The 16950-nt window shown below is 36.0% G+C and carries 18 protein-coding genes; 7 read left to right on the plus strand and 11 right to left on the minus strand.

Translation table 11 applies throughout. The features are described from left to right. Positions 1-8: 8 nt before the first annotated feature. Positions 9-902, minus strand: coding sequence for a DnaJ family protein (locus SDEL_RS06995; RefSeq protein ID WP_012857153.1), 894 nt, complete (start codon positions 900-902; stop codon positions 9-11). A 163-nt stretch (positions 903-1065) separates the two neighbouring features. On the opposite strand from SDEL_RS06995, the gene SDEL_RS07000 reads away from it, so the two are divergent. From SDEL_RS07000 to SDEL_RS07015, 4 genes are all read left to right on the plus strand, one after another. Beyond that, positions 1066-2484, plus strand: a complete 1419-nt coding sequence (locus SDEL_RS07000) for a Do family serine endopeptidase (RefSeq protein ID WP_012857154.1) — start codon at positions 1066-1068, stop codon at positions 2482-2484. 68 nt (positions 2485-2552) lie between these two features. Continuing rightward, complete coding sequence (locus tag SDEL_RS07005) at positions 2553-3233, plus strand: response regulator transcription factor (RefSeq protein ID WP_012857155.1); 681 nt, start codon at positions 2553-2555, stop codon at positions 3231-3233. Further along, on the plus strand, positions 3230-4465 hold the full coding sequence (locus SDEL_RS07010) for an ArsS family sensor histidine kinase (protein ID WP_012857156.1): 1236 nt from the start codon (positions 3230-3232) through the stop codon (positions 4463-4465). Before SDEL_RS07005 ends, SDEL_RS07010 begins: the two co-directional genes overlap by 4 nt. A 44-nt stretch (positions 4466-4509) precedes the next feature. Further along, entirely contained in the window at positions 4510-4917 is a 408-nt protein-coding gene (locus SDEL_RS07015; RefSeq protein WP_012857157.1) for a hypothetical protein, read from the plus strand. Positions 4918-4937: 20 nt separating this feature from the next. On the opposite strand, the gene SDEL_RS07020 is transcribed toward SDEL_RS07015, so the two are convergent. Together SDEL_RS07020 and secA are read right to left on the minus strand one after the other, a co-directional pair. Continuing rightward, positions 4938-6140 (minus strand): ABC transporter permease, encoded by a 1203-nt coding sequence (locus tag SDEL_RS07020; protein ID WP_012857158.1) that lies wholly within the window; start codon positions 6138-6140, stop codon positions 4938-4940. 9 nt (positions 6141-6149) lie between these two features. After that, on the minus strand, positions 6150-8729 hold the full coding sequence (secA, locus tag SDEL_RS07025) for a preprotein translocase subunit SecA (RefSeq protein WP_012857159.1): 2580 nt from the start codon (positions 8727-8729) through the stop codon (positions 6150-6152). A 126-nt stretch (positions 8730-8855) separates the two neighbouring features. On the opposite strand from secA, the gene lolA reads away from it, so the two are divergent. Then, positions 8856-9371, plus strand: a complete 516-nt coding sequence (lolA, locus tag SDEL_RS07030; protein WP_012857160.1) for a LolA-like outer membrane lipoprotein chaperone — start codon at positions 8856-8858, stop codon at positions 9369-9371. A gap of 45 nt (positions 9372-9416) precedes the next feature. Here lolA and nhaA read toward each other — a convergent pair whose 3' ends face one another. From nhaA to rpmH, 7 genes are all read right to left on the minus strand, one after another. After that, positions 9417-10592, minus strand: a complete 1176-nt coding sequence (nhaA, locus tag SDEL_RS07035; protein ID WP_012857161.1) for a Na+/H+ antiporter NhaA — start codon at positions 10590-10592, stop codon at positions 9417-9419. 123 nt (positions 10593-10715) lie between these two features. After that, a complete protein-coding gene (mnmE, locus tag SDEL_RS07040; protein ID WP_041666335.1) occupies positions 10716-12053 on the minus strand; it encodes a tRNA uridine-5-carboxymethylaminomethyl(34) synthesis GTPase MnmE in 1338 nt (445 codons plus the stop codon). Further along, positions 12050-13012 (minus strand): Jag N-terminal domain-containing protein, encoded by a 963-nt coding sequence (locus tag SDEL_RS07045; protein ID WP_012857162.1) that lies wholly within the window; start codon positions 13010-13012, stop codon positions 12050-12052. The genes mnmE and SDEL_RS07045 overlap by 4 nt, the downstream gene beginning before the upstream one ends. Continuing rightward, on the minus strand, positions 13009-14607 hold the full coding sequence (gene yidC, locus SDEL_RS07050) for a membrane protein insertase YidC (protein WP_012857163.1): 1599 nt from the start codon (positions 14605-14607) through the stop codon (positions 13009-13011). Before yidC ends, SDEL_RS07045 begins: the two co-directional genes overlap by 4 nt. After that, complete coding sequence (gene yidD / locus SDEL_RS07055) at positions 14604-14957, minus strand: membrane protein insertion efficiency factor YidD (RefSeq protein ID WP_012857164.1); 354 nt, start codon at positions 14955-14957, stop codon at positions 14604-14606. The genes yidC and yidD overlap by 4 nt, the downstream gene beginning before the upstream one ends. Beyond that, entirely contained in the window at positions 14954-15292 is a 339-nt protein-coding gene (gene rnpA / locus SDEL_RS11850) for a ribonuclease P protein component (RefSeq protein ID WP_083762466.1), read from the minus strand. Before rnpA ends, yidD begins: the two co-directional genes overlap by 4 nt. Beyond that, the gene (rpmH, locus tag SDEL_RS07060; protein WP_012857165.1) at positions 15280-15414 is read right to left on the minus strand and encodes a 50S ribosomal protein L34; all 135 of its coding nucleotides are present in this window, start codon (positions 15412-15414) and stop codon (positions 15280-15282) included. The genes rnpA and rpmH overlap by 13 nt, the downstream gene beginning before the upstream one ends. 221 nt (positions 15415-15635) lie before the next feature. On the opposite strand from rpmH, the gene SDEL_RS07065 reads away from it, so the two are divergent. Further along, positions 15636-15989 carry a hypothetical protein gene (locus SDEL_RS07065; RefSeq protein WP_012857166.1) on the plus strand — a complete coding sequence of 118 codons (354 nt, stop codon included), beginning with the start codon at positions 15636-15638 and terminating at the stop codon, positions 15987-15989. On the opposite strand, the gene SDEL_RS07070 is transcribed toward SDEL_RS07065, so the two are convergent. Continuing rightward, entirely contained in the window at positions 15970-16431 is a 462-nt protein-coding gene (locus tag SDEL_RS07070) for a hypothetical protein (protein ID WP_012857167.1), read from the minus strand. The genes SDEL_RS07065 and SDEL_RS07070 overlap by 20 nt on opposite strands. Positions 16432-16494: 63 nt before the next feature. Here SDEL_RS07070 and SDEL_RS07075 point away from each other — a divergent pair, with 63 nt between their 5' ends. Beyond that, positions 16495-16917 (plus strand): hypothetical protein, encoded by a 423-nt coding sequence (locus SDEL_RS07075; RefSeq protein ID WP_012857168.1) that lies wholly within the window; start codon positions 16495-16497, stop codon positions 16915-16917. Positions 16918-16950: the final 33 nt, after the last annotated feature.

The raw sequence follows: 16950 nt of genomic DNA on the forward strand, positions 1-16950 counted from the left end.
ACTCCTTCTTAGTTTGGTAGTTTAGTTTCCATCATCCCTTTAAGCTCACTATCCAAAGTGACTAAAGGAGGTAGAATGATATTTGCCACAAGATACAAATCACCTTTTTGTTGCGTTTTTCGATTGAGTGCACCATACTCTTTAACCCTAAATTTTTGTCCGTTTTTAGTCTCTTCTTTCACTTTTAGGGTAATCTCTTTGTAAAGAGTATCCACCGTAATCTTTCCACCAAAAAGTGCCGTCTTTAGAGGAATATCAATCGTTTTAACCAAATCATCCCCTTCTCTGGTGTATTCAGGGCTTGAAGCCACTTCAACATTTAAAATCAAGTCACCTTTTTGCCCTTGAAAAACCTTGCCCTTCTCTTTTACACGCATCTTTTCACCACTTTTAATGCCTGCTGGAATCTTCACATCAAAGTTTTCATTATTGTATGAAAGAGAGTGTTTCCCTCCTAAAATTGAGACATTGAAAGGAATGATAATTTTGGCACTGACATCTAAATCAGGCTGTGAGAAACCTCCAAAGCCTCCGCCACCAAAACCAGCACCGCTAAAGCCACCAAATCCTCCTCTAGCACCACTAAAACCTCCAAAACCGCCTCCTCCTCCAAAGATAGAGCGTAAAATATCATCCAAATTAGCGCCACCTTGAGAATGAGCAAAATCATGGAAATTTTGTCCTCCAAACATACTATCGCCATACTGATCATATTGACGGCGTTTTTCTTCATCACTTAAAATTTCATACGCCGCATTAATCTCTTTAAACTTCTCCTCCGCACCCGCATCTTTATTGATATCGGGATGATACTTGCGTGCTAAACGGCGATACGCCTTTTTTATCTCTTCCGCACTCGCATCTTGCGATACGTCCAATGTGTCATATAAACTCTTACTCATTGTCATAAACCTCGTATAATATTTATAGCAATTATACCATAAAACTTTAGTCTATGTGAATCAACTTAAAGAAAATTCTGTGGAAAATATTTACTTTGTGTTTACCTCAGTTCTTTATAATTTCTCTGTATCATTTAACGAAAGTTTTATTAAGGAGCTTCCCATGAATAAGGTTATCTCTCTCTCACTACTCACCGCACTATCACTCTTTGGTGCGTCAATCACTTTGGAGCAAATGCCCAAAGATTCTCAGCGTATAGACGCAACCCAATCCAATGTCATTCTCTCCTATCATAATGCCATCAAAGAGAGTAAAAAAAGCGTTGTCAATATTGCTACCACAAAAAAAAGTAAACAAAACGATGAACTCAATGCCCTAATGCAAAATCCCTTTTTTAAAGAGTTTTTCGGCAACCGTCTCCCTGAATTTAGACAACAAGAACGCAAATCGCACTCATTAGGCTCTGGTGTTATCATCTCTAAAGATGGATACATCGTAACCAACAACCATGTAATCGAAGGTGCTGATGAAATTGTTATCACTTTGCCTAATGATGAAAAAGAGTATAAAGCCAAAGTCATTGGCGAAGACCCAAAAACAGACCTTGCTGTCGTTAAAATTGATGCCAAAAATCTCAACGTGGCACAATTTGGGGATTCATCAAACTTACTAGAAGGTGACGTAGTCTTTGCCATAGGCAATCCTTTTGGAGTAGGCGAAACAATCACCCAAGGAATTATCTCAGCATTAAATAAGAGCAATGTCGGACTTAACCAATACGAAAACTTCATCCAAACGGACGCCTCCATCAATCCAGGTAATTCAGGCGGCGCTTTAGTGGATAGCCGTGGTGCACTCATTGGAATTAACAGCGCCATTCTCTCAAAAAGTGGTGGCAATAACGGTATTGGCTTTGCGATTCCCTCTAATATGGTAGAAAAAATTGCAAGCAGTTTGATTGAAAGTGGGAAGGTTGAAAGAGGCTATATGGGTGTTTCCATTGCTGATTTGACCAAAGATTTGAAAGAGCTGTATGAAAACAAACAAGGTGCCTTGATTTTGATGATTGAGAAAAATTCTCCTGCGGAAAAAGGAGGATTGCATGTTTCAGACTTGATTTTGGAAGTGGATGGCATTAAGATTAAAAATGCGAATGAGCTTAAAAATACCATTGCTTCTATTTCCCCTGAGAAGAGTATTGCCATTACTTACGAGCGTGATAAAAAAGTCAAAACCACTAAAATCAAACTGACAAAAATGGATTCGCAGAGTGTGACAAGTAAAGATGGTAAAAGCACTTTAAGCTCCATTGAAGGCTTAAGCATCGTCGAAATCACACCCCAAACAAGACAACAATACCAACTTTCCAGAGATGTCGAAGGTCTGTTAGTCATTGAAGTGGAGGAAGAGTCAAAAGCTGAAAAAATGGGATTTAGAGAAGGCGATATTATCATCCAAATTGAACAAATGCGCATTACTTCTCTTGAAGATTTAAATCAAGCACTGAAAGAATACAAAAACAGCAAAAAGCGAGTCATTATCAATCGTCAAAATTATCGCGCTATTCTTGTCATGCCTTAAAAATAGGAGGTTTTTACCTCCTATTTTGTTATAATATTTTTTACATGTAAAAAAGAAATGAGTGCTATATGACAAAAATTTTAATGATTGAAGATGATCTTGAACTCGCCGAAATTCTTATGGAATATTTAGAGCAATTTGAGATGAGCATTACGGTTGCGGATGATCCTTATATGGGACTTTCTACGCTCGACACCCAAGCCTTTGATTTGGTTATTTTAGACCTCACACTCCCAGGCATTGATGGACTTGAAGTCTGTAAAGAGATACGTAAACGCCATACGCTACCTATCATTATCTCCTCTGCACGTACTGATATTACCGATAAAGTGACTGCGCTTGAAAATGGAGCAGATGATTATCTGCCAAAACCTTACAATCCACGAGAACTGCAAGCACGTATTATGAGTTTATTGCGAAGACAAAAAGGGCTTCTTACCACAGAGCAACTTCCCCAAAAGCAAAAAGCATTTCATCTTATAGAAGAGCAAATGCGTATTGATTTTCAAGGCAAAGAACTCCATTTAACAGCTGCAGAATACGGCATCCTAGCCTATTTAATTAAAAAAGAAGGTGGCGTTGTTTCCAGAGAAGAGCTTATCTATAATATTGAAGTGATTAGTGAAGAGACGACCAATAAAAGCATTGATGTTATCATTGGTCGTATTCGCCAAAAACTAGGAGAAAATCCTAAAGAACCTCTTTATATCCACGCTGTACGTGGGATAGGATATAAGTTTATTCAATGACAAAATCATCCATTTTTTACAGTATTACCTTTATTTTTGCGACCAGTATCGTGAGTATTTTTTTAGCTCTTCTCTTTCTCTTAGAGTATGACAAACAATCCTACACGGATAAACTCAATACCAAATACTCTATTATTTCTCGTGCGACTTTGTTTCATCTGAACAATTTTATCACCAATGAAGAACTCAAAAGGCAAGTGCAAGGCTATCAAATGAGAGAAATTACGGATAAAGAGGCAAAAAATGCCATCATTGCACGAGCACAAATTATTCAAAAAATTTCTGATAAAATAGGCACCAGTGCTATTTTGCGCTTTGAAAATGACCACTACTTGCACATCGAAACCAAATATGCTTCTCTGCTTTTAAAAGATGAAGATTTTCAACCCTACCGTTATGATTTGATTAAAACCATCTTTGGAAGCGTTTTTGCTATTATTATCGTCGCATACATTTTAACCATCCGTAAACTCAAACCCCTTCGTAAACTCAAACGACAAATGGATCGCTTTGCACAAGGAGACCTCAAAATCAACTGCAAAACAGATGGGGAAGATGAGATTTCTCAAGTTGCCAACTCCTTCCACAATGCTGTTCAACAAATCAATAAACTCAATCACTCCAGACAACTCTTTTTACGCAATATTATGCATGAACTCAAAACGCCTATTACCAAAGGGCGTATTAGTGCTGAAATGTTGGAGCAAGGCAAACAAAAAGAGCGTCTGATTGCAACCTTTGAAAAATTAGAACTTTTAATTAATGAATTTGCTTCGATTGAACAGATTACTTCAGGAGAAGGACTTAAAAATGTCAAACCTTACTTGTTAGTAGATTTGCTAGATGAAGCGATTGATTTAGCAATGATTTCGCCCTCACAGGTTGAAAGTGAAATTATTGATGACCAAATAGTGTTACATGTAGACTTTAGACTTTTTACAACTGCCATGAAAAATGTCATTGATAATGGCATCAAATACTCCACTGATCAAAAAATAAAAATCTTAGCAACCCACTCTAAAATTTCATTTATTAGTCAAGGTAAACCCCTCACAAAAGAGCTTTCGCACTATTTAGAACCTTTTGTCCAAGAAAAAAATTCCCATCAAAGTTTTGGATTGGGTCTTTATATCGTCCATAATATCGTTAAAGCACATCACATTGATTTTACATATGAACACAAAGAAGGCAATAATTATTTTAATTTTGAGAAAATTGAAACATTACTCTAGTTTTTAGAGTACAATTAAAATAAATTGCTCTACGAGGAGTGCTTATGTCTGGTATTACATTTTCAAATAACGATTTAAATCATTTTATTGAACATCATATTGCCTTACTTGAGCGTTTTGGCATTAAAGATGAAGTCCCATTTTCTCTCATTTTTTTCTCTTTGGAAAATAAACAAGAGATGGATTGTTTACAAATGTTTCAAAACATTTTACGTAAGACAGATGCCATTTTTAACCATAGCAACCACTATGTCGTTATGCTCACAGGAACGGATTGGAATGGTGCGACAGAAGTCTTAAAAGGGGTACAAGAGTTCTTAGATCAAGAACCTGTTGACACGATCGTCTGTTATCCAGAAGATGGAACGAGTGCCCAAATGTTGCTACAAAAGCTTAACCAGATTGTGGAAGATCAATGTAACATTACTTCGGAGTTTTTAACACGAATGTAAAGTAGATTTTTCAATCTACTTTACTCATTTCGTAATGTATCTAAAACATTAATTTGTGTTGCTTTATACGCGGGATAGTACGATGAAAGGGTGACGATAATCGTCGTTCCTACAACAATTAAGACAAAATCAAGTGCTGAAAGATCCAATGGAAGACGTGCTGTCCCATAAACATCCGCAGGCAAAGAGATAAGGTCAAAAGAGCCTAAAAGGAAAAGAGCTAAAAAACCTAAAGCAATACCAAAAAGCATCCCCCCTCCCCCAATCACAACACCTAAATAAAAGAATGTATTTTTTATCTCTTTTTTATAGGCACCTAAGGAGAGCAACAAAGCGATCTCTTTACGCCTATTCATGACAGTCATTAACAAAGAACTAATAATATTTAAAGATGCAATTAAAATAATCAACATCAACACAATAAAAAGTGCTCTTTTCTCAAGTGCAAGGGCTGCAAAAAAGTTACCATTCATTTGCCACCACCCGACAATACCTAAATCTTCAGAAAGCACACTTCGAATTTTTTCAATATCCGCAAAAGGGTCATCAGAGTAGATATGAATACCATCATAAAAACCCTCTTCATACTGCAAAACTTGTGCTAAAGAATCTAAGGTTGTATACATATACGCTTTGTCATACGCCATTAAACCGGAGCGAAAAGAGCCTTGATAATTAAAACGCTTCATTTTAGGAATCAAACTCATCCCACCAGGGTCATTTTTCGTAAAGATGAGTGTTGCTTTATCTTCAGCGGAAAAGTGATGTGTTTTAGCAATCTCACTGCCTGTAATCAGGTCATATTTGTCTAATGTCTTACCTGCAATCGCCTCTGCTAAAATAGCATTAATCTGTGCTTCTTGGTCAAAATTAACCCCAAAAAGCATCCCTCCCTCTAAACGATTTCCTTTTTTCACAATCACTTGCGTAGAAATATACGGACTAAATTTTAAAGCTGGAAACTGGGCTTTTAAACGCTCTAAATCCGCATGGCTAACCAAATTAAAACTACGAGAATAAATAGAAAGTGGATAATTCATCGTAAAAAGTTTTTTCTCAAACTCTTTATCAAAACCATTCATAATCGCCATCGCAACCATTAAAACCATCAATCCAATAGCCACCCCAAAGAAGGCTAAAAAAGAGATGACTGTAATAAAAGGTTGCGATTTGTCAAAACGCAAATACTTTTTGACAAGATAAAAACTAAGATTGGTTTGCACGCACAGCTCCTACGCTAGAAGCCCTTTTTTAGGACCACTCTTACCACAACATTGCTTATATTTCTTACCACTTCCACAAGGGCATGGTTCATTACGTGCTGTTTTTTTCTCTTTATCGTCCTCTTCATCTTCAAAAAGATTTTGATGATGTAACGTAGCATTTGCATTTGCCTCTTCCATTTTACGGATCATCTCTTCCATTGCACGGTGCTCTTCTTCTTCTTTATTATCGCGCAGTTGAACAATATGCAAGGTTTTAAAACTCTCAAATTTAATCTGTTCTACCAGTTCAATAAAGAGATTATAACTCTCTTTTTTATACTCCGTTAAAGGGTCTTTTTGATTGTATCCACGAAGACCAATACCTGTTTTAAGAATATCCATCTGGTACAAGTGCGCTCTCCATGCATTATCCAACACTTGCAAATATAAAATACGTTCTATCTCTTTACGTTGTGTCTCATCCACAACAGACATTTTCACGCTAAAGCTTTCTGAGAGCTTCTCAACCACTAAAGCCCGTAATGCTTCAAAATCTTTATTTTGTAAGCTCTCAATTTCAAAATCTTCATTGAGTTCATCTTTAAGAAGTGAGACTAAACGCTCAAGATTATACTCATTTTGTGAAATAGCTTCATAAATTTCTGCTTTATAGAGAAGATTGGTCACAAATTCAAAACGAATATCAACGATTTTGGTCTCAATATCATACTCAGGATTTAAAAGTTCATTTCTAAAATTGTAGATCGTTTTACGTTGTTTATTGGCGACATCATCATACTCTAAAAGATGCTTACGAGACTCAAAATGTAGAGCTTCTACTTTTTTCTGAGCATTTTCAACCGCACGAGTCACCATTTTTGACTCAATGTGTTCACCCTCTTCAATGCCTAATCGCTCCATAATCGCTTTAATACGATCACTGCCAAAAATACGCAATAAATTATCTTCAAGACTCAAATAAAAACGACTCTTACCCACATCGCCTTGACGACCTGAACGACCACGAAGCTGATTGTCGATACGTCTGCTCTCATGGCGCTCTGTTCCAATAATATACAAACCACCTAAGGCTTTAATCTCATCCGTAATTTTAATATCAACACCACGTCCTGCCATATTGGTTGCGATAGTAACAGCACCTTTAGCACCCGCATCCTTAATAATTTGTGCCTCTTTTTCATGGTTTTTCGCATTTAAAACAGAGTGAGGCACTTTCTCTTTTTTTAATAACGCATGCAAGAGTTCACTTTTTTCGATAGAAGCCGTACCGACCAAGACAGGCTGACCTTTACTATGACACTCTTTAATATCTTTAATCACCGCTTCAAATTTTTCACGCTCTGTCTTATAAATAAGGTCATTCATATCTTCTCTACGCATTGGCAAATTCGTAGGAATAGAGATGACTTCCAAATTGTAAATTTGAGCAAATTCTGTGGCTTCTGTTTGTGCAGTACCTGTCATACCTGCAAGCTTTTTATACAGTCTAAAATAATTTTGAAAGGTAATATCTGCGAGGGTTTGAGACTCTTCTTTAATCATCACTCCCTCTTTTGCCTCTAGGGCTTGATGCAATCCCTCGCTAAAACGTCTTCCTTCACTTAAACGCCCTGTAAATTCATCTACGATAACGATTTCACCCTCACGCACCACGTAATCTACATCTGCTGTAAAAAGATAGTGTGCCTTTAGCGCTTGGTCAAGATGATGCGAGAAAACGGCATTTTCTAAGCTATAAAGGTTATCGACACCAAAAAGCTTCTCCGCATTACTAATTCCATCTTCTGTCATCAAAATAGTTCTGTTTTTTTCATCAACAGTAAAATCACTCTCTTTAAGCAGTTTTCGAGCAACACCATCTGCAATTTTATAACCATCTAAAGTTCGATTGGCAGGACCAGAGATAATCAAAGGTGTACGTGCTTCATCAATTAAAATTGAATCCACTTCATCCACGATAACAAAATTGTGCACCCGCTGAACTTTCTCATCCAAAGAGTAACGCATATTGTCTCTTAAATAATCAAAGCCAAACTCATTGTTTGTACCATAGGTAATATCTGCATCGTATTGCGCTTTACGCTGTACATCATTTTCCAAATCATTCGTCACGATACCAACACTCAAGCCTAAAAAGTTATAAATACGTGACATCTCCATCGCATCACGCTTTGCAAGATAATCATTGACAGTGACAACATGGACACCCTCTCCCGTCATCGCATTGAGGATAACAGGCAATGTTGCTACCAGTGTTTTTCCTTCACCTGTCTTCATTTCAGCAATGTCGCCGCCGTGTAGCACCAAACCACCAATCATCTGAACATCAAAATGGCGCATACCTGTGGTTCGTTTGCTCACTTCTCTTGTAAGAGCAAAGACATCATTTAAAACATCGTCTAAAGATTGTTTTCCTATTTGTACAGCACTTTTTAAATTATTGAAAGTCTCTTTTAAAGCATCATCACTTAATGGTTCATAGGTCGTTTCCAATGCATTAATTTTTTTAACACGCTGAGCGAGTTCTTTGACAACACGATCATTTTTCGTGCCAAAAATTTTACGAATCAAACTACTTAATATCATGCGATTTCACCTCAATGTTTCTTTGTATTTCAATGTTTGTTTTAGATAAAACTTATGATTTTATCATACTTTTACTATCTATTTGATAAAACTCCATATCTTAATTGCCTACGATAGGAGTCTTTTATGCGATTTGCCCTACTTTTATTCACCCTTGCCTCACTCCTCTTTGCCAAAATTGATTCGTTTAAAACAATTCAAAGTGATTTTGTACAAAAAGTGACCAATGACCAAAATAAAACCATTGTTTATCAAGGCGTCTTTTACGCCACACATGATAAAAAAGCTCTCTGGATTTATGATAAACCTGTTGAGAAAAAAATCTATTTTAATGAGACACGTGTTTTGATTATTGAGCCTGAATTAGAACAAGTCATCATCACAACCCTTGAAAATACGCCCAATATTGCGCAACTTCTTCAAGAAGCCAAAGAGATATCTACCAATACTTATGTCACAAAATTTATGGAGACGACCTATACTATTTTGGCAAACACTCACGGTATTGAAAAAGTCCTCTATAAAGATAAACTGGATAACAGTGTTGAGATTCTTTTCTCAAACCAAAGCACAAATCTTTTCTTAGATGACACACTCTTTAAGGCTGATATTCCCAAAGGTTACGACATTATTCGTGAGTAAACACGTTTACATGTAAAGCGTATGGGCAATAAAAAACCCATACGACTACTCTTTTTTAGAAAGCGTTCTTAAAAATAAATACCCAATCACTCCAGACGTAAAAGACCCCAATAAAATTGCTAATTTATCTGCGTAATGAAACATATCTGTATCGTTATACGCCAAGGTATTGACAAAAAGACTCATGGTAAATCCAATACCTGTTAAAATGGCTACACCATAAAGTTCTTTAAAATTACTGCCTGAAGGTAATTTGGCGATCCCAAGCTTAATAGCAAGAAAACTAAACACAAAAACACCTAACTGTTTTCCTAAGAAAAGTCCTAACATAATGCCAAGGGAAACATTGGAGAGAACAGCAGAAGGAGATAAGCCCCGTAAATCAACACCTGCATTGACAAACGCAAAGAGTGGCAAAATAAAAAACGAAACCCAATAATGTAAATCATGTTCTAACTCTTTTGACATAGAAAAGCGCTCACCATGCTCATTGATTGAATAGAGTGGAATACTAAAAGCAATCAACACCCCTGCGATAGTCGCATGTACACCTGATTTTAAAACACTCACCCAAAGCACAATACCCACTAAAATATACGCTGCTTTTTTAGCCACATTCATTTTGTTCATTAGCATTAAAACGAGCAGTGCTATGGCAGCAACACTGATGGAGAGTATGGAGAGTTCACTGGTATAAAAAAGGGCAATAATAACAATCGCACCCAAGTCATCAATAATAGCTAATGCCATAAGAAAAACTTTTAAAGAAGCTGGAACTCTTGTTCCTAAGAGAGAGAGAATACCTAACGCAAAAGCAATATCTGTTGCAGTAGGAATCGCCCATCCATTCATTGCAAATGTATCCGTAGCATTAAACGCTATAAAAATCAGTGCGGGAACTATCATTCCACCTAAAGCAGCAATCGAAGGGAGTGCAATTTGAGCACGAGTAGAAAGTTCCCCCTCTAAAACTTCACGCTTCACTTCTAAACCAATTAAAAAGAAGAAAATAGCCATTAAGCCGTCATTCACCCACAATAATAAAGGTTTAGTGATTCCAAATGTTCCTACACTCACTTGCACTGGTATATGCAAAAAAGCGGTATAGATTTCTGCAAAAAAACTATTTTGTAAAATGAGCGCACACAGTGTCACAAGGATAAGAATAATTCCAGCTGAAGATTGCCGATGAATAAACTCTTGAAGTAGTGTTTTTAACATAAATACCCTTTATAGTAGACTTCTTGCACCATCTTTTAAACAAAAAGGGTGACACAACAAGGCTCTTTTTTTCATGGTATCATAGAGAGGTAAACAATTAATAAATCACTAAACGTCCAAAAATCATTTACCTAAACAAAAACTGCCAAACATTTTATCTAAAATCTCATCTCTATCAAATGCCATCGAAATAGAAGAAATGGCCGTAATAGCATCATTAAGATGAAAAGCAAATAGTTCTAATTGCCCTTCATTAAGAAGCAGTGTAGAGGTTTGTATATTTTCATAGGCTCTTCGTACGGCATCAATCTGCCGAGAGGATGTCAATAAAAGGCTATCTTCATACACCGTTTGATCCAGAATCGTTTGTAGTGCTTTTACAACACTCTGTGTCTCTTTTTGACACGTCAAAGAGATCACCTCTTTTGATAAACGCTTGACATCAAAAGCATTTGGTAAATCCGTTTTATTTAAAAGACTCACAATCTGTTTTGAATCACGATAACGTTCCAACAAAGAGAGTATTTCTTCATCTTCATCATCGCATAAACGACTGTTATCAAAGAGCGCCAGTACAATTTCAGACTCTTCGATTGCCATAATAGAACGCTCAATACCTATTTTTTCGATGCTATCTTCTGTTTTACGAATGCCTGCCGTATCCACAATCTTAACCAAATGCGTGCCTATACGAATCTCTGCTTCAATCGTATCGCGTGTGGTTCCTGCCACATCACTAATAATAGCTCGCTCATAATTTAAAAGGTTGTTTAATAAAGAGCTTTTACCAACATTAGGCTTTCCAATAATAGCAATTTTGAATCCTTGCATCATCCCTTGACGGCGTTTACTGCTCTCATATGTTTTGAGTAACTCTTCTAAAATAGCATCCAATTTTTGCTGAATGGTCTCTAACATATCTTGAGGTAAATCTTCTTCTGCATAATCAATATTGACTTCCACAAAAGCTAAAATTTCAATTAAAAGATTTCTTACATGTAAAACAAACTCTTTTAATTCACCCTTTAACTGTCGTGTCAACATTTTAGCAGCATCCACACTCTTTGTTTCAATGAGTGCAGCAATCGCTTCTGCTTCGCTTAAATCAATTCTACCATTTAAAAATGCCCGTTTGGAAAATTCACCTGGTTGGGCTAAGCGTACACCATAATGCAATAACGTTTCCAGAACCATACTCGCAACCATGCTTCCACCGTGACACTGAAACTCTACGACATCTTCAGCCGTAAAACTGTGCGGAGCTTTAAAGTAGATAACAATCGCTTGATCCACAACATCATGGAGCTGATCGTACAAAAAAGAGAGGGTGGCTTCTCGTGGCTTTAACGAGACTTTTTGTGTCAGTTTTTGAGCAACAAGAAGGGCATTAGGACCGCTAACTCGAACAATAGCAATCGATCCAATGCCCGAACTTGTGGCAATAGCAGCAATCGTATCTATGCGTTTTTCCTATTAAAATCATTGACGACAATAAATTTACCGCCATCTTTTCCTGATTTAATTCCAACATATTTTTCAGGAAACTCTGCACGAAGCACTTCCAGCGCAATTTTGATCAATACACCATCTAAAATTTTAGTTTGACCTTTTCCACTGGTACGAATTCTCTCAATGACAGGAATCAAATACTTTTCAATCATCTCTTCTTGATTCTTCAAAAATTCAGCAATCTCAAGACGAATATTCATGCCATGCTTAATATTGATCCAATTATAGAGTAAGTACGAAAGGGCCTTATAGCGATACCCCTCCTTACCAATCAATAAAGCAGCATCTTCCCCACTAAATTCTATCAAAATCGTATCTTCATTGTATTTTGAAACAATAGGCGATTCTAATGTAAAACAACTGTACTGAAAAAGATGTTTGATTTGTAGGCTCACTTCCTCCACAACATCGCTGATTGAGCGTTTTTCATGATGAAAATTTTGATCAACCACCGTAGGACTTAGTGTATGTTTTGTCTCTTTGAAACTGTTTTTTACTTCCTGCGCAATAATCTCATTTTTTACAACCATCTCTTCCATAACAACGGGAGTAACAAGCTCCTCACTTTTTTCAGAAACCTCATTGAGAGATTCTCTATTTTTATGTTTTGGACGTCGGTTTTTTGAACGCTTATGACGCTCTTTACGCTCTTCATTTGAAACAGTCTCCATCGAAACATGTTGCAAAGACTCTTTAGAAGTCGGAGTTGAGATTTTTTCATCCCTCTCCTCTCTCTTTTTGTGAGCACCCTTACGCTGAACTTCAATAATAGCATTCTTTTTAAATAATCCTAAAAAACCATTGGAACCATTTTGAATAATATTAATATCCAATTCTACAACTGAACACGATAATTCACGTGCCGCTTTAGAATAAGCTTCTTGAAGTGTGGATGCCTCAATCCTAATCATTTTTCAGCCTTTTGTTCTTCCTGCTTTTTCGCAAAAAGTTTATTGACATAAAACTGTTGAACAATCGATGCTAAATTGTTAGTAAACCAATACAAAGTAAGACCTGCTGGGAAAGTTACAAAGAAAAATGTAAAAATAAGTGGCAAGTATTTCATAATTTTTTCTTGCATCGGATCGTTAAAGGTTGTTGGGGTAATTCTTTGATGTAAAAACATTGTAAGACCCATTAATACAGGTAAAATAAAATAAGGGTCCATCACCGCCAAATCCTGTACCCATAAAATCCATGCAGCACCTTTAAGCTCAATCGCATTTTGTAAAACACGATAAACAGCAAAAAAGACAGGAATCTGAAGCAAAATAGGTAAACATCCACCCATAGGATTTGCACCATGCTTTTTATAGAGCTCCATCATATGAATATTAAGCTTCTGTTTGTCATCCCCATATTTCTTTTGTAACTCTTTGACTTTAGGAGCAAGCTCTTTGAGCTTATTCATAGAAACCATACCTTTATACGTCAAAGGATAAAGCACTAAACGGACAATAATGGTCATAGCAACAATCGCCCAACCCCAGTTTCCAAAAATACCGTGCAAGAAAGACAAAAGTGTAAAAAGTGGTTTAGCAATAAACGTAAAAAAGCCATATTCAACCACATCTGTTAACCCAGGATGAATCTCTTTAAGTTTGACATACTCTTTAGGACCGACATAACCGCTTAATTTAAAATCATCATTACCTTTAACAAATAAAAGAGGATTGCTCTCTTTACTAGGTAAAATAACCGTTTCTAATCCACTGCTTAGCTCATAAAAGAATGTTGTGTAGTATTTATCAGCAGCTGCAGCAATACGTGCATTTGAGAACTTTTCATCCCCTTTTGCATCACCATCGGCAATGGTTTGAACCGTATCATCTGCTTTTTTAATCAATGCACCATGAAAGGTATAACTATCAATAGCCGCACCTGGTCTAAAACCAGGAGAGATAAAGTAATCTTTAGCATTTGAAAGCTTTACATGTAAATCATACTTTCCTGATGGGAAAAAAGTGATACTTTTTGTTAAAGTTATTTCACCTAGCTTTTGTGTCAAATCAACCGTACTACCTGTTTCACTGACTTCTACAACACTTTTATCCGCACTGTAAGACATTAAAAAAGCATCTGAATTCACTGCTTTATCACTAAAACGAATCTCTAATGGTAAAACACCTTGTGACGCATCAATCAACTGAATACGCTCACCTTTGTCATCTTTATATTTTGATTCATTAAGGTAAAACTTTGAAATACGTCCTAATCGATCAATATGCATTTCATACGAAGCTGCTTTGATTTTCACTATGACTTCATTCTGACTTTCTTTACCTACTAAAGGCGTTTGAGCAATTTCTTGACTGCTGGTTGCTTCTTTAAATTCAGGAGCACTTGTAGCAGAAGATGCAGGTGTGGCTTGTTCTGTTATAGAACTATTTGTTTCAGCTAACGGGGTATTTTTTGGAATAAAAAAGTGATCATAAAAAGCAAAAAATAAGAATGATAAAACTGTAGCGATAATAACACGCACCTGAGGAGTAAGTTTATCTGTCACGAGATTCCCTTTTGTTTCGATGTTTTTAAAGCTTTTACAACGTAAAAACTTCGGTTGTTTTTTGGTACAAACCAAAAAATTATAACGGAGTGATGCAGAGGTTTTTGAAGCAAAAGAAGTGAAAATGCAAACGATTTCATAACAACGGGATAATCAATACCCCCAGCAAAAAGTTGATTGCATTTTAAAATTCGAATAAAACTATAAAAGATAGCCTTTAAAAAACCATTGTGTAGAAGTTGTTCTTTGGCATAATTTGAACACGTTGGATAATACCGACAACTTCCATAGCCAATCAGTGTAAAAAACTTCTGATAAAGCTTTATTAAAAACAGTGCGAGAACTCTCATTCTTTAACACAGTTCATTTTTTTCATAGACCATAAAATACCCTTTTTTAAAGCATCATATGACAAATGATTTATCTTTTCTTTTGCTACAAAAACGTACACACCATCTTGTAAAGTGTGTTGAATTTCTAAAAAAATAGCGCGAAGTCGCCTTTTTGCTAAATTTCGCTTAATAGCATTTCCGACTTTTTTACTTGCCGTAAAGCCAACTTTTTTTGTTGTATCATTATTATAAAAAACTAAAGCACCTTCATGGTGCCACTTTTTTGCATAATTATAAACAGATGAAAACTCTCGTGTTGTTTTGAGAGTTTCATACTCTTTTAAGCGGCCAATCTTCTTCTACCTTTAGCACGACGTGCTGCAATGACCTTACGTCCACCTTTAGTTTTCATTCTAAGTCTGAAACCATGCGTACGTTTTTTAGGTGTAGTATGTGGCTGGTACGTTCTTTTCATCTAAAAAGTCCTTTAATAAAAAATAATTTAAGGTACGGATTTTACCTTAGCTTTACTTAAAATTGAATAAGCTTAAATTAAGAAGATATCCTATGCTTCGTTCTTTGTTCACTTATTTTAAGATAAATATAATTTTTGTAATACTAAAATGACTCCTCATCTTAATATTCTTACCTTTTGCTTTGAAATTTAAAAGTAAAAAATTCTATAAGGTCGCTACTGTGTTAAAAAAATTTGCCTTTCTTATTGCTCTTGCCTTTTTGCCTTATGATGGCGTTGCCTGCGGAGGAAGTTGCTTAGAGTGCCATCCAAAATTGCTCCCATTCATTGATGACAATGATCATCGTATCTTAAAAGAGTGCACATCCTGTCACAATACACCCTCAGAACATGGGCAATGTGGACAAGACTGTTTTGATTGTCACTCACGCACTAAAATTTACGCACAAAAAGATGTTGAAGCCCATCAAGCATTAAAAGCATGTGTTGCATGCCATAAGGAAAAAGAAGAGTTGTTACTTCAAAAACCATCAACTTCGCCTAGCCAAGAAACACTCATCGATCTTTTAAAATAGAAGCTATAGCTTCTCCCTTCACGGGGGAATGTGACATGATATTTTTCCACATCAGATCAAAATGTTTACGAATAAAGCCTGTTTTATGAGGAATGGTACACTGTGAACAATCTAAATGCATCACGTTTTCATAAATAAACCATGTTGCTTTTCGAGAATGAATCGAACATTCACTTTTCACACACATTCCATTGATCTCTTTTAATCCTAAATCATTAAACCGAAAATAAGGACATGCACACAAATAGCAGTTTAAATTATCCATGGTATGGCATTTCTCATGCGATTCGTATAAAGGGCAAAACTGTGGCTCAGCATTACACATATGCTCATACGCAAAATAAGCAATTATCTCTTCTTTATCATCCCCTTTACATGTAAGCTTTTTCACAATTTCTTGATGCTTAATATTATGTGCCAAAAACCAATCAAAATAAGCCATTAAATGCTCTTTTCCTATTAAAAAATCAGTGATTTTATTGTAAAATTTTACGAAAGGAAGGCTATGAAAAAATTTTTAACCATTTTAACGCTTATTTCAACACTTTTGGCTGAAAATCCTAATGATTTAGATGAAATTAAAGAAGAAGATATCCCAAAAATTCTCTCTATTATTAAAGATGGTACCAAAGAGCATTTGCCTATGATGCTTGATGATTATACAACCCTTGTGGATATTGTGAGTGTTCAAAATGCTATCGAATACCGCAATCGCATCAATTCAGAAAACGAACACGTTAAAACGATTCTAAAAGCAGATAAAGGAACGCTTATTAAAACGACCTTTGAAAACAACAAAAGTTACCTTTGCAATGACTATGAAACACGTATGCTTCTTAAAAAAGGAGCTATTTTTATTTATGTCTTTTATGACTTAAGCGATACAGAACTTTTTAAATTCTCAGTGCAAGAAAAAGATTGTCAATAACTTCTTACATGTAAAACACTCTTTACATGTAAG

It is taken from the genome of Sulfurospirillum deleyianum DSM 6946, assembly GCF_000024885.1.
GTDB classification, from domain to species: Bacteria; Campylobacterota; Campylobacteria; order Campylobacterales; family Sulfurospirillaceae; genus Sulfurospirillum; species Sulfurospirillum deleyianum.

What these genes read in the sequence shown, in the direction of transcription:
- SDEL_RS06995 (WP_012857153.1), bottom strand. Translation starts at nt 902, where the DNA reads ATGAGTAAGAGTTTATATGACACATTGGACGTATCGCAAGATGCGAGT.
- SDEL_RS07000 (WP_012857154.1), top strand. Translation starts at nt 1,066, where the DNA reads ATGAATAAGGTTATCTCTCTCTCACTACTCACCGCACTATCACTCTTT.
- SDEL_RS07005 (WP_012857155.1), top strand. Translation starts at nt 2,553, where the DNA reads ATGACAAAAATTTTAATGATTGAAGATGATCTTGAACTCGCCGAAATT.
- SDEL_RS07010 (WP_012857156.1), top strand. Translation starts at nt 3,230, where the DNA reads ATGACAAAATCATCCATTTTTTACAGTATTACCTTTATTTTTGCGACC.
- SDEL_RS07015 (WP_012857157.1), top strand. Translation starts at nt 4,510, where the DNA reads ATGTCTGGTATTACATTTTCAAATAACGATTTAAATCATTTTATTGAA.
- secA (WP_012857159.1), bottom strand. Translation starts at nt 8,729, where the DNA reads ATGATATTAAGTAGTTTGATTCGTAAAATTTTTGGCACGAAAAATGAT.
- lolA (WP_012857160.1), top strand. Translation starts at nt 8,856, where the DNA reads ATGCGATTTGCCCTACTTTTATTCACCCTTGCCTCACTCCTCTTTGCC.
- nhaA (WP_012857161.1), bottom strand. Translation starts at nt 10,592, where the DNA reads ATGTTAAAAACACTACTTCAAGAGTTTATTCATCGGCAATCTTCAGCT.
- SDEL_RS07045 (WP_012857162.1), bottom strand. Translation starts at nt 13,012, where the DNA reads ATGATTAGGATTGAGGCATCCACACTTCAAGAAGCTTATTCTAAAGCG.
- yidD (WP_012857164.1), bottom strand. Translation starts at nt 14,957, where the DNA reads ATGAGAGTTCTCGCACTGTTTTTAATAAAGCTTTATCAGAAGTTTTTT.
- rpmH (WP_012857165.1), bottom strand. Translation starts at nt 15,414, where the DNA reads ATGAAAAGAACGTACCAGCCACATACTACACCTAAAAAACGTACGCAT.
- SDEL_RS07070 (WP_012857167.1), bottom strand. Translation starts at nt 16,431, where the DNA reads ATGGCTTATTTTGATTGGTTTTTGGCACATAATATTAAGCATCAAGAA.
- SDEL_RS07075 (WP_012857168.1), top strand. Translation starts at nt 16,495, where the DNA reads ATGAAAAAATTTTTAACCATTTTAACGCTTATTTCAACACTTTTGGCT.